5 protein-coding genes, 2 tRNA genes and 3 rRNA genes are annotated in these 13,324 nt (G+C 44.2%); 8 read left to right on the top strand and 2 right to left on the bottom strand.

From position 1 onward, the window contains the following. Nucleotides 1-574: 574 nt before the first annotated feature. The 6 genes from QYC40_RS03120 (at nt 575) to QYC40_RS03145 (ending at nt 7,250) form a co-directional block, all read left to right on the top strand. Nucleotides 575-2,107: ribosomal RNA gene (locus tag QYC40_RS03120) — 16S ribosomal RNA — on the top strand. A gap of 122 nt (nt 2,108-2,229) precedes the next feature. Next, a tRNA-Ile gene (locus QYC40_RS03125) sits at nt 2,230-2,306 on the top strand. Nucleotides 2,307-2,318: 12 nt separating this feature from the next. Beyond that, nucleotides 2,319-2,392, top strand: a tRNA-Ala gene (locus tag QYC40_RS03130). A gap of 225 nt (nt 2,393-2,617) precedes the next feature. Beyond that, nucleotides 2,618-5,499, top strand: a 23S ribosomal RNA gene (locus tag QYC40_RS03135). 97 nt (nt 5,500-5,596) lie between these two features. Next, nucleotides 5,597-5,708: ribosomal RNA gene (gene rrf / locus QYC40_RS03140) — 5S ribosomal RNA — on the top strand. The 16S, 23S and 5S rRNA genes sit together here with 2 tRNA genes alongside, the layout of an rRNA operon. 591 nt (nt 5,709-6,299) lie before the next feature. Then, on the top strand, nt 6,300-7,250 hold the full coding sequence (locus QYC40_RS03145) for a TIGR01212 family radical SAM protein (protein ID WP_301992356.1): 951 nt from the start codon (nt 6,300-6,302) through the stop codon (nt 7,248-7,250). Nucleotides 7,251-7,450: 200 nt separating this feature from the next. Here QYC40_RS03145 and QYC40_RS03150 read toward each other — a convergent pair whose 3' ends face one another. Together QYC40_RS03150 and QYC40_RS03155 are read right to left on the bottom strand one after the other, a co-directional pair. Then, nucleotides 7,451-7,918 (bottom strand): nucleoside triphosphate pyrophosphohydrolase family protein, encoded by a 468-nt coding sequence (locus QYC40_RS03150; RefSeq protein ID WP_301992357.1) that lies wholly within the window; start codon nt 7,916-7,918, stop codon nt 7,451-7,453. A gap of 68 nt (nt 7,919-7,986) precedes the next feature. Beyond that, on the bottom strand, nt 7,987-9,429 hold the full coding sequence (locus QYC40_RS03155) for a pseudouridine synthase (protein ID WP_301992359.1): 1,443 nt from the start codon (nt 9,427-9,429) through the stop codon (nt 7,987-7,989). Between the two features lie 375 nt (nt 9,430-9,804). Between QYC40_RS03155 and QYC40_RS03160 the strand changes: the two genes are divergently transcribed. Together QYC40_RS03160 and ccoN are read left to right on the top strand one after the other, a co-directional pair. Further along, a complete protein-coding gene (locus QYC40_RS03160; protein ID WP_301992360.1) occupies nt 9,805-10,542 on the top strand; it encodes a lytic transglycosylase domain-containing protein in 738 nt (245 codons plus the stop codon). Between the two features lie 609 nt (nt 10,543-11,151). Next, a complete protein-coding gene (gene ccoN, locus QYC40_RS03165; protein ID WP_301992361.1) occupies nt 11,152-13,299 on the top strand; it encodes a cytochrome-c oxidase, cbb3-type subunit I in 2,148 nt (715 codons plus the stop codon). Nucleotides 13,300-13,324: the final 25 nt, after the last annotated feature.

The raw sequence follows: 13,324 nt of genomic DNA on the forward strand, positions 1-13,324 counted from the left end.
AAACAAGTCTATCCCAATATTTCTCTGATAAATTATTGTTCACATTGCTAGCGAGTTACGACATCGGCCTAAAAATATTCGTTTGCAGGTCTTGGAAGTATGGGTTATTTGTCACTATCTTTGCACCACTCCGCAAGGGAGGGACGGCCGAAACGGCCATGACATCGGGAAGGAAAGAGCGAGATATCCGCTGCTAATAAGCAAGAGATTTCGACCTCAAAAAAGAGCTTCAAAAAATATTTTAAAATAAATTTTGGAGATTCAAAAAAACCTTCTACCTTTGCAGTCCCAACTACGGGGAACGGCTGAGAGCGCAAGGCTCGAAGCTTGAAAAACTGAAAGCTTGAGCGCCACGGAAACAAGGCGCACAACATAAGAAAAGCGGAAGCGAGATGCGGAAGCGAAAAGTTCTTTAAGAAATAATGATCATGTAGCGCAGCGAGTAGACGCAAGTCGAAAGTTGAACAAGAAGATTTTAATAAATCAATTCAACCAGATCGGAACCAGGGAAACAGATATTTAAATAAAGACAATTCTATTTATTATAAATAGTCTTGATCTTACACTTCATTTTACAATGGAGAGTTTGATCCTGGCTCAGGACGAACGCTGGCGGCGTGCCTAATACATGCAAGTCGAACGGGATCCAAGTGTTAGCTTGCTAACATTTGGTGAGAGTGGCGCACGGGTGCGTAACGCGTGAGCAACCTACCCATATCAGGGGGATAGCCCGAAGAAATTCGGATTAACACCGCATAAGACTACGAGATGGCATCATCAAGTAGTTAAATATTTATAGGATATGGATGGGCCCGCGCTGCATTAGCTAGTTGGTGGGGTAACGGCTCACCAAGGCCATGATGCATAGCCGACCTGAGAGGGTGATCGGCCACACTGGGACTGAGACACGGCCCAGACTCCTACGGGAGGCAGCAGTAGGGAATCTTCGGCAATGGACGAAAGTCTGACCGAGCAACGCCGCGTGCAGGATGACTGCCCTATGGGTTGTAAACTGCTTTTGTCGAGGAATAAACCTATCTACGTGTAGATAGCTGAATGTACTCGAAGAATAAGGATCGGCTAACTACGTGCCAGCAGCCGCGGTAATACGTAGGTGGCAAGCGTTGTCCGGATTTATTGGGCGTAAAGCGAGCGCAGGCGGTTCCTTAAGTCTGATGTGAAAGCCCCCGGCTCAACCGGGGAAGGTCATTGGAAACTGGGGAACTTGAGTGCAGAAGAGGAGAGTGGAATTCCATGTGTAGCGGTGAAATGCGTAGATATATGGAGGAACACCAGTGGCGAAGGCGACTCTCTGGTCTGTAACTGACGCTGAGGCTCGAAAGCGTGGGGAGCAAACAGGATTAGATACCCTGGTAGTCCACGCCGTAAACGATGAGTGCTAAGTGTTGGAGGGTTTCCGCCCTTCAGTGCTGCAGTAAACGCATTAAGCACTCCGCCTGGGGAGTACGGCCGCAAGGCTGAAACTCAAAGGAATTGACGGGGGCCCGCACAAGCGGTGGAGCATGTGGTTTAATTCGAAGCAACGCGAAGAACCTTACCAGGTCTTGACATCCTTTGACCACTCTAGAGATAGAGCTTTCCCTTCGGGGACAAAGTGACAGGTGGTGCATGGTTGTCGTCAGCTCGTGTCGTGAGATGTTGGGTTAAGTCCCGCAACGAGCGCAACCCTTATTGTTAGTTGCCATCATTCAGTTGGGCACTCTAGCGAGACTGCCGGTGACAAACCGGAGGAAGGTGGGGATGACGTCAAATCATCATGCCCCTTATGACCTGGGCTACACACGTGCTACAATGGACAGTACAATGAGTTGCGAGACCGCGAGGTTTAGCTAATCTCTTAAAGCTGTTCTCAGTTCGGATTGCAGGCTGCAACTCGCCTGCATGAAGCCGGAATCGCTAGTAATCGCGGATCAGAACGCCGCGGTGAATACGTTCCCGGGCCTTGTACACACCGCCCGTCAAGCCATGAAAGCTGGGGGTACCTAAAGCATGTAACCGCAAGGAGCGTGTTAGGGTAAAACCGGTAATTGGGGTGAAGTCGTAACAAGGTAGCCGTATCGGAAGGTGCGGCTGGATCACCTCCTTTCTAGAGCCTGATTCCGGCTCGTCTGCGCAACATTTGATCGTTAAAATAAGAAACACATTAGAAGAAAGTACCTGCCCAGCGTAAGTTGGCATGGTATCTTGAGAAGATGAGGAATTTAAGCTAGTCCCGTAGCTCAGTTGGTTAGAGCACTACACTGATAATGTAGGGGTCAGCAGTTCAAATCTGCTCGGGACTACCATAATGACACGATGGGGAATTAGCTCAGCTGGCTAGAGCACCTGCCTTGCACGCAGGGGGTCAACGGTTCGAATCCGTTATTCTCCACAAGTCATCGAAGATGACAGATGTGAGACATCAGACAACAGACATTAGAGCCTATATGGCGCACTAGGGTCTACCATCTAATATCTACCATCTATTATCTAAAGAAGACAAAGAGTTCTTTGACATATTGGAAGAAAAGAGACACAAGAGAAGACAACAGAAGCTTTTTCTACTTGTAGAATAAGCGAAAGCAACCTATCACTTAGCAAAAGGGGTGATAGCGTGAAGAAAGTAAATAAGGGCACACGGGGGATGCCTAGGCTCTCAGAGGCGATGAAGGACGTGATAAGCTGCGATAAGCTACGGGGATTGGCAAATGCGATTCGATCCGTAGATTTCCGAATGGGGCAACCTAATATACTGAAGGTATATTGTATAATACGCGAACGCGCCGAACTGAAACATCTAAGTAAGCGTAGGAGGAGAAAATAATAATGATTTCCCAAGTAGTGGCGAGCGAACGGGAAAGAGCCCAAACCCATATTGTTACGGCAATATGGGGGTTGTAGGACCACGACATTGTACTGTGCTATGAACTGGAAGCAGGTGGGAAACTGCGCGATATGGGTGATAGCCCCGTACAGGTAAAGAATACAGGCATAGTGGTATCCTGAGTACCGCGGGACCGGAGAAATCCTGTGGGAATCTGCCAGCACCATCTGGTAAGGCTAAATACTCCTGAGAGACCGATAGTGAACCAGTACCGTGAGGGAAAGGTGAAAAGAACCTCGAACAGAGGAGTGAAAAGAACCTGAAACCGTGTGCTTACAAGCGGTCGGAGCGGAGCGATTCCGTGACGGCGTGCCTTTTGCATAATGAGCCTACGAGTTACTCTTGTCCGGCAAGGTTAATTGATTAAGTCAAGGAGCCGAAGCGAAAGCGAGTCTGAATAGGGCGCATAGTCGGATGAGGTAGACGCGAAACCTTGTGATCTACCCTTGGGCAGGTTGAAGGTGCGGTAACACGTACTGGAGGACCGAACCGATAAACGTTGAAAAGTTTCCGGATGACCTGAGGGTAGGGGTGAAAGGCCAATCAAACTGGGAAATAGCTCGTACTCCCCGAAATGTTTTTAGGAACAGCGTCGGCATTGAGTCTAGCAGAGGTAGAGCTACCGATTGGGTGCGGGGGAGTCAAATCCTACCAAATCCAGACGAACTCCGAATGCTGTTAGATATGGCCGGCAGTGAGGCTTTGGGTGCTAAGGTCCAAGGCCGAGAGGGAAAGAACCCAGACCATCAGCTAAGGTCCCTAAATGTAGTCTAAGTTGAACTAACGAGGTCCGGTTGCCCAGACAGCTAGGATGTTGGCTTGGAAGCAGCCATTCATTTAAAGAGTGCGTAACAGCTCACTAGTCGAGCGACCGGGCGTGGATAATAAACGGGCATCAAGATTACTACCGAAGCTATGGATTGCAATTTATTGCACTGGTAGGGGAGCATTCTATAGGGGGTGAATCTGCAAGGTGACTTGTGGTGGACTTTATAGAAAAGCAAATGTAGGCATAAGTAACGATAAGGCGGGTGAGAAACCCGCCCACCGAAAGACCCAGGTTTCCTGATCAACGCTAATCGGATCAGGGTTAGTCGGGGCCTAAGGCTCATCCGAAAGGAGAACGCCGATGGACAACGGGTTAATATTCCCGTACTGTTGATAACTGCGATGTGGTGACGGAGTAGTGACACTGCCGCGAACTGACGGAATAGTTCGTTGAAGGACGTAGGTATTGGACTGGTAGGCAAATCCGCCGGTCTAGCTGAAATCTGATAGTACAGCAAACCCTCGGGGGCGCTGATAGTGCAGGTAAGCAGACTTCCAAGAAAACCCGCTAAGCTTCAGGTTATCAACACCCGTACCGCAAACCGACACAGGTAGTCGAGGAGAGCATCCTAAGGTGAGCGAGCGAACTCTCGTTAAGGAACTCGGCAAAATGACCCCGTAACTTCGGGAGAAGGGGTGCTGACGCAAGTCAGCCGCAGTGAATAGGCCCAGGCGACTGTTTATCAAAAACACAGGTCTCTGCAAAATCGAAAGATGACGTATAGGGGCTGACGCCTGCCCGGTGCTGGAAGGTTAAGAGGATGGGTTAGCTTCGGCGAAGCTCAGAATTGAAGCCCCAGTAAACGGCGGCCGTAACTATAACGGTCCTAAGGTAGCGAAATTCCTTGTCGGGTAAGTTCCGACCCGCACGAAAGGCGTAACGATCTGGGCACTGTCTCAACGAGAGACTCGGTGAAATTTTAGTACCTGTGAAGATGCAGGTTACCCGCGACAGGACGGAAAGACCCCATGGAGCTTTACTGTAATTTGATTTTGATTGTTTGTGACACATGTACAGGATAGGTAGGAGCCTAAGAAGACGGTACGCTAGTATCGTGTGAGGCGCTGGTGGGATACTACCCTTGTGTTATGACCAATCTAACCCGCAGCACTTATCGTGCTGGGAGACATAGTCAGATGGGCAGTTTGACTGGGGCGGTCGCCTCCTAAAAGGTAACGGAGGCGCCCAAAGGTTCCCTCAGAATGGTTGGAAATCATTCGAAGAGTGCAAAGGCAGAAGGGAGCTTGACTGCGAGACCAACAAGTCGAGCAGGGACGAAAGTCGGGCTTAGTGATCCGGTGGTTCCGCATGGAAGGGCCATCGCTCAACGGATAAAAGCTACCCTGGGGATAACAGGCTTATCTCCCCCAAGAGTCCACATCGACGGGGAGGTTTGGCACCTCGATGTCGGCTCGTCGCATCCTGGGGCTGTAGTCGGTCCCAAGGGTTGGGCTGTTCGCCCATTAAAGCGGCACGCGAGCTGGGTTCAGAACGTCGTGAGACAGTTCGGTCCCTATCCGTCGCGGGCGTTGGAAATTTGAGAGGAGCTGTCCTTAGTACGAGAGGACCGGGATGGACACACCGCTGGTGTACCAGTTGTTCTGCCAAGAGCATCGCTGGGTAGCTACGTGTGGCCGGGATAAACGCTGAAAGCATCTAAGTGCGAAACTAGCCACGAGATGAGACTTCCTTATAGGGTCGTTGTAGATGACGACGTTGATAGGTCATAGGTGTAAAGGTTGAAAGACCAAAGCCAAGTGATACTAATAGCCCGAAGCTTTCCAATGCAGATAGTCTGTTGTCCTCTCTCTTTTTGAATCTTTTCTTCCAATAACATGTCAATGTTGGTACTTGCAAGAGTAGGTATTTCAACAAAAAGATATTCAGGTGCCTATATCGGCGGTGTCCACCTCTTCCCATTCCGAACAGAGAAGTTAAGCCCGCCAGAGCCGATGGTATTGCCGTAACAGGTGGGAGAGTAGGTCGGCGCCTATTTTTATACGAAAAGCTCGTTATCGAAAGATGACGGGCTTTTTTGGTATTTAGACTTTTAGATGTGAGATATAAGATAGTAGAGTAGGGCGCTGATTAGGCGCCTTTTTTTATGGATTGTTTTTGCGTGAAAGGGAAGGATTAGAAAGGAAAGATGAGCTTTTGATTTTTAGTTGTTTGTCTTGCAGCGGGGAAGAAAGGAAAGTTTGTCTGAACAGGAAAGAAAGGATTTGAGGATTAGCAGGATCAAGCACACTTACCGTTTTTCTATGAAGTTTGTCTGAACCGGTAAAGGAAGGATTTGAGGATTTGCAGGATCAAGCACACTTACGGTTTTTCTATGAAGTTTGTCTGAACCAGGAAAGGAAGGATTTGAGGATTTGCAGGATCATGGTAATCTTTAAATCCTTTCTTTCCTGGTTCAGACAATACTCTAACGTCTTATGTCTCATATCTAACGTCTAGCGACGTCATACTCTAATGTCTTATGTCTGATATCTTATATCTAGTAGACGCCATACACTAATGTCTGAAGTCTGATATCTAATATCTTATATCTAATTTTTAACATCTAATGCTTACCTTTGTACCCTTATGGCGACGCAACTAGACAATGGAGTTAAACCTTATAATCACTATGGTGCTTATTTGAAGGAGAAGTATAACGGGCAGCGAGTGTTCAAGGTTATTGTGGATGGTAATTTCACCTGTCCTAATCGGGATGGTTCTAAAGGATATGGTGGATGTACATACTGCAATGTAGACTCTTTTACACCGGATACGGCCCGTAAGATTCCATCGATTCGAAAGCAAGTGGAGAATGGGATTGAACGCGCTCGTAATAGTTATGGTGCGGAAAAGTTTATCATTTACTTTCAGCCGAACACCAATACGTATGCTCCTACGCATCTACTCAAGATGATGTATGATGAGGCATTGAGCATATGTCCGGAACATACGCTGGGTCTATCCGTTGGTACCCGTCCGGATTGTTTGGACTTTGAAAAGATTGCTTTATTGGAGAGTTATACGGATCGCTACGATGTAGACTTAGAGATGGGCATGGAGTCTATCTATAACGATACATTGGAGCGAATTAATCGCGGATGCTCTCACGATGAATTTCTATCGACTATGAAGATGCTCGAGAACACGTCGCTTGAGCTCTGCGTGCATACAATCTTCGGATTCCCTTGGGAGACGGAAGAGATGATGCTTAAATACGCAGAAGAAATCAATAAACATCCGAAGATTAAGTTTGTAAAGCTGCATCATCTACATATCGTCGAAGGATCTATTATGGGCGTTAAATATAAGCGTGAGCCATTCCACTTATTCAGCATCGAAGAATATACCGAATTCCTGAGTAAGTTTATTCCATTGCTACGCCCCGATATCATTATTCAACGTATTTTCGGAATTGCAGACAAGGAACTGTTGATTGCTCCGAACTGGGGATTCCCCAAATCAGGTATTCAAACGAAAATTGATAAGGGCTTAGAAGAAAGAGGCGTCAAGCAGGGCTCGGCTTATTCCTTTGCGTAAAAGCATTTAGGTTTCCATGGGAATAGCACTTGAGTAGAAGATTTTGGAGATCTTAGAAAGAAGATAATTGTATAAAAAAGAAGAGGATGGTCAAACCATCCTCTTCTTTTTTATACTATTGCCCGCTATAAGCTGGTCATTTAATATGCTATACCTAATAACCCATCGAAATCATCAGGATATCAAACTTTATTTTTTATTTATCGCTCAATGATCGACTTTAAATCAGCTGGCGAGTAAGCAACAGATTTTAAGGTCTTGTCATCGCCTTCGCGAAATACAAGGAACTTACCATCTATTTCCTTATAATAAGACTCAACGCCTTTCGCGCGGTAGTGCTCTTGTGTCGCAAGGGCTTCCTCGACTGTCTTACAAGCTTTGCTCATATTCGAGCGTTGCACTTCATTAAATAGATCGTTAAATTTCTCGGCAAGTCCAAACTCTAGGATGGCACCCGATAATACATATTGAATATCAGCCAGGGCATCTGCAATTTCTACGATATCTTTATCATCGATAGCCTCTTGAAGTTCTTTCAATTCCTCTGCTATCAAGGATACGCGAAGTTTACATCTTGTTTCTGAGGGAATAGTTGGAGAATCTAAAATCGGATGTTGAAATGTTTTATGAAATTCTGCAACCGATGTTAAACACTTAGGATCTGTCATAATGTTTTTTATTTTGTTAAAAATACGAAAAGTGGGGAATAAAAAAGACGCCATTTGGCGTCTTCTTCTTATTTCATCAAATGTTTCAATTGAACAACTTCTTTTTCTTCCAGATATCTCCAGCGACCACGCGGAAGATCCTTTTTCGTTAAGTTCGCATAAACGACACGGTCCAATTTTACAACCTCGTATCCTAATGATTCAAAGATACGACGTACGATTCTGTTCTTACCGCTATGGATCTGAATACCGATCTCACGTTTCGAAGCTCCTACAACGAAGCTAAGATCGTCTGGTTTGATAAATCCATCCTCCAATTCGATACCGAACTGGATCTTATTGAAATCTCCTTGTGTTAAGTTTTTGCTTAACTCAACTTGGTATATTTTACTGATGTTATTTCTAGGGTGTGAAAGTTTTTCCGCCAGGTTGCCATCGTTAGTCAGTAACAATAGGCCTGTCGTATTTCTATCTAAACGTCCAACCGGATAGATACGCTCTTTGGTCGCTTTGGACACTAAGTGCATGACCGTTTTACGTTCTTGAGGATCGTCGGTAGTCGTGATGTAGTCTTTTGGCTTGTTTAAAAGCACATAAACCATTTTCTCACGTTTCAAACGCTCATCATTATATCTGATTTCGTCTTTTGCCGGGTCAACTTTTGAGCCTAATTCAGTAACGACTTCACCATTCACGCTAATTACTCCCGCTTCAATCAACTCGTCAGCTTTACGACGAGAACAGATTCCTGAGTTCGCGATGTAACGGTTCAAACGGATTAGTCCGTCGTCGTTAGCATCTGCCTGGAACTTTCTGTCAGGAGAAGCAGATCTTCTTGCTCTTCCATCGTTACGATCATCTCTGCGGTCGTCTCTACGATCGCGAGAGTCTCTATTCTGATCGCCATCTTCGAATCGTCTCGAAGGGCGTCTGTCGCCGTAGCCTTTATCGTCGCTGCCAAAACGAGGTTTCCCGAATTTACGGTCGCCCGACGGTTTGCTGAACTTGCCATCGCGAGATGGTCTGTCAAATTTATTATCTCTAGACGATCTGTCGAACTTATTGTCTCTAGCTGGTCTATCGAACTTATTGTCTCTCGACGGTCTATCGAAGTTTCCTTCTCTACTTGGACGGTCGTATTTGTTATCGCGAGCAGGTCTGTCGAAGTTTCCCTCTCTGCTTGGACGGTCATATCTGTTGTCGCGAGAAGAACGGTCGAAATTGCCATCTCTGCTCGGACGGTCGAATTTATTATCTCTGTTCGGTCTTTCGAATTTGTTGTCTCTATTCGAGCGGTCGAATTTATCATCGCGATTTCCTTTTTCGAATTTATTGTCGCGTGATCCTGATTTGTCGAATTTGTTGAATTTGCGGTCTTGGTCTGGTCTACCAGATTTAGAATCTTTTGAGGAGTTAAAAGATGATCTTTTATCCCCGCGGAAGCTATCTGAGTTGCTTCTTGGTTTTTTGGAGTTGTCCTCTCGACTGTTCCTGTTGCTACTGAATGGCATAATTTTAAAAAAATTGAGCCACAAAGATAGCTATTTTTTTAATACCGTCGAAGTATTATATTCATTGCCCTGTGAATGTTAGATTGAAACGACATTTCAGGCATTGACAACCTTATAAGATACGGAATTATCGCTAATAAAAATAATTTATAATCCAAATTTTTCGAAAAATGTTACAATTTATTAATATACAATAAATATGCTTTAAGTTGTCTAAACAATGATTTTTGAGCGTTTTAACTTTTCTTAACTTGTTATGAGATTGTAACTATTTGGTGCATAGTGCTCTTTTGCCTTATCTTTGAGGCTGTTTTTTTAACCAAGCTATTTTTTGATCGATTTAATATCGTGGATAGGGTAGCAGTAAGGGAATAAATGATAAAAAAAAGAGTATTATGTAGTAGTGTTCTTTTGACGGTGATGTTGCTGTCGAAATTATACTCAAACCCCCAACCAGAATCCATGACTGATCCTTTCAGAAAGGCACTAGATCAGTCTTTGATGTCCCAGGCCGCTGCGGCAAAGGACTTATCAGAAAAGAATTCTAAGGATGATTTTTATAGCCAAATCTCCTTTGCAAACGAAACTATCCCTCATGAGGAAAGCTTTTTCAGAAAAAGAATAGACAAATATCTCAGTAAATTTGCCTACCTCAAAAAGCCCTCAAATCAAATTCACAAAAAGGCGGATAAATTGCTCCCACGCATCGCAAAAATCCTTAAAAGCTACGGCATACCCGAAGACTTCAAGTATATTGCTGTTGTTGAGAGCAGCTTAAGTCCATCTACAACCTCGCATAAAGGTGCTGGTGGTTACTGGCAGTTTATGCCTGCGACGGCAAGACTTTACGGATTGCGTGTAGATGCTAACGTCGATGAGCGTCTTGACCTCGTTAAATCAACGCACGCTGCTGCCAAATATCTGAAATCTCTACATGCGGAATTCGGAGATTGGACATTGGCTGCTGCTGCTTATAACGTTGGAGGAGGTAGTCTTCGCGCTTCACTTAGAAGACAAAAGAAAGATAATTACTACGAGCTGAAGCTGAATGCTGAAACAGCAGCGTATATTTATAAAATCATCTCGATGAAGACTATTCTAGAGAATAGTTAGTGAGGGATATATAATACAAGATCATATTATGCCAAGAAGCTGTCCAGTTCGGACAGCTTCTTTTGGTTTACAAATATCTGTTTGATTCCTTCTTCAACAACGCAACTAGACTCGAACAGTACTTAACCCTTTCAAAGCCCTTTCAGAACCAATGCATACCCCAATCATACCCGTTCCAGATGGGCTTTGATATGGGTTTGATTAGGGTTTGAATAGGTTGTCATTTATCTTAGATTGCTCACTGCCTCAACCTGCTTATATACTCTTCTTTGATGGTCAGTTTTGCTTCGCTCGCTCCGGTTTACAGCAAGATAAACCATTGGGCCTAATATATCTTCTATTGCTTAACATTTTAATAACCTTTCACAAAAACATATCTTAAATTTCTTTGTTACATTCGTTAAAAATGAGACACTTGTCTCATGTGCTACCCAATTGAAAAATATAGAGTAACGACATAAATGGCGAACTAATGTTCCATTTCTTTCATGATTTTATGGCTGCAGGACAAAATGTGATGTATATCACATTTTAGTGCTTCGGTTTATCATTAGAATGTCATGTAGTTACCGGTACCTTTGAATCAGGTTAACTTAATTTAATAGAATAATGCAGGTAGAGCAATTTAATTATGACAACAAGATTGTCAGAGATTTTGGAATCGCAACTGTAACATGGGGAATCATCGGAATGACGGTGGGTCTATTAATAGCCTTACAGCTAATATGGCCCGAACTGAATTTCGGTACCCAATTTACTACATTCGGTCGTATCCGACCTTTGCACACCAATGCCGTAATTTTTGCCTTTGTTGGTAATGCCATCTTTATGGGGGCTTACTACTCAATGCAGCGGGTATTGAAAGCAAGGATGTTCAGCGATGTACTCAGTAAGATCCACTTTTGGGGTTGGCAATTAATCATTGTAGCCGCAGCGATTACGCTTCCATTAGGTATCACTTCTTCGCACGAGTATGCGGAATTGGAGTTACCGATCGATATCGCGATCGCCGTAATTTGGGTCGTTTTCGGAATCAATATGTTTGGTACTATTATCAAACGTAGAGAGCGTCACATGTATGTGGCTATTTGGTTTTATATCGCAACCTTCGTAACTGTTGCTGTGTTGCACATTGTTAACGCAATTCAGATTCCTGTAAGTTTCTGGAAAAGTTACTATGTGTATTCAGGAGTTCAAGATGCTTTAGTACAATGGTGGTATGGACACAACGCTGTAGCGTTCTTCCTAACTACTCCTTTCTTAGGAATGATGTATTACTTCTTACCTAAGATGGCTAATCGTCCTGTTTATTCCTATAAATTAAGTATTCTACACTTCTGGTCCTTAATTTTCATCTACATTTGGGCCGGACCGCACCACTTATTATATACTTCATTACCAAGCTGGGTTCAGTCATTAGGAGTTGTATTCTCTATCATGTTGATCGCACCAAGTTGGGGAGGTATGATCAACGGTCTATTGACTTTGCGCGGTGCTTGGGATAAAGTACGTACAGAACCGATGTTGAAATTCATGGTCGTAGCATTAACATGTTACGGTATGGCTACATTGGAAGGACCATTATTATCATTAAAACAAGTAAACGCCATTGCCCACTTTACGGACTGGATTCCAGCACACGTACATATTGGAGCATTAGGATGGAACGGTTTCATGACTTTCGCAATCCTTTATTGGTTGTTCCCTAGAATTTATAGAACAAATCTATACTCTAAGAAATTAGCAAATACGCACTTCTGGATCGGTACATTAGGTATCTTGTTCTACGCAATCCCTATGTATTGGGCTGCTGTGGTGCAAGGTTTAATGTGGAAAGACTTTACTCCAGAAGGTGTATTGAAATACCCTAACTTCTTAGCTACTACATTAGAGATCTTACCTATGCACATGATGCGTGCAGCAGGTGGAGCCTTGTATTTGGCAGGTGTGGTATTGATGACCTACAACTTAATCAAAACTGTAAAACAAGGTAAACTTGTGGCTAACGAAGCTGCTGAAGCTCCAGCATTAGAGCCGGTGCATAAATCAGAACGCTCAGCACACCGTCGTTTAGAACGTAAGCCTATCCTTTTCTTAGTGATGGCGTTGATCGCGATCTTAATCGGTGGTATCGTCGAGATGATTCCAACGTTTACAGTAAGTAGCAACGTGCCTAAAATAAGCTCGGTAAAACCATATACCGCATTAGAATTGCAAGGTCGCGACTTATATATTCGCGAGGGTTGTGTGAACTGTCACTCGCAAACTATTCGTCCATTCCGTTCAGAAACTGCTCGTTACGGTGAGTACAGTAAAGCGGGTGAGTTCGTTTATGACCGTCCATTCTTATGGGGATCAAAACGTACAGGACCAGATTTGCACCGTATCGGTGGTAAATATCCTCACAAATGGCACTATGACCACATGTTAGATCCAACAATCACTTCACCAGGTAGTATTATGCCTCAATATCCATGGTTAATCAGCCAAGATATCGAAACGAAATACTTAACTGGAAAGATGAAGGTGATGCGTAATCTAGGCGTTCCATACACGGATGCAGAGATCAATAACGCAGTTGCAGATGCTGAAAAACAAGCACTAGAGATTGTGAAAGATCTAGCTGCCAACCAAGTGGAAGTAGCACCGAATAAAGAGATCGTTGCGATGATTGCTTACTTACAGCGCCTAGGTACTGATATTAAATCTGCACCAAAAGCTGAAAACGAAGCTGCAGCGATAGATAACAATAACTAATAGCTAACATAGAAAAAGAAAGATT

It is taken from the genome of Sphingobacterium sp. BN32 (assembly GCF_030503615.1).
GTDB lineage: Bacteria > Bacteroidota > Bacteroidia > Sphingobacteriales > Sphingobacteriaceae > Sphingobacterium.

Excerpts from the sequence above, each read along its gene's own strand:
- QYC40_RS03160 (WP_301992360.1), top strand. The coding sequence starts at position 9,805 with ATGATAAAAAAAAGAGTATTATGTAGTAGTGTTCTTTTGACGGTGATG.
- QYC40_RS03155 (WP_301992359.1), bottom strand. The coding sequence starts at position 9,429 with ATGCCATTCAGTAGCAACAGGAACAGTCGAGAGGACAACTCCAAAAAA.
- QYC40_RS03145 (WP_301992356.1), top strand. The coding sequence starts at position 6,300 with ATGGCGACGCAACTAGACAATGGAGTTAAACCTTATAATCACTATGGT.
- ccoN (WP_301992361.1), top strand. The coding sequence starts at position 11,152 with ATGCAGGTAGAGCAATTTAATTATGACAACAAGATTGTCAGAGATTTT.
- QYC40_RS03150 (WP_301992357.1), bottom strand. The coding sequence starts at position 7,918 with ATGACAGATCCTAAGTGTTTAACATCGGTTGCAGAATTTCATAAAACA.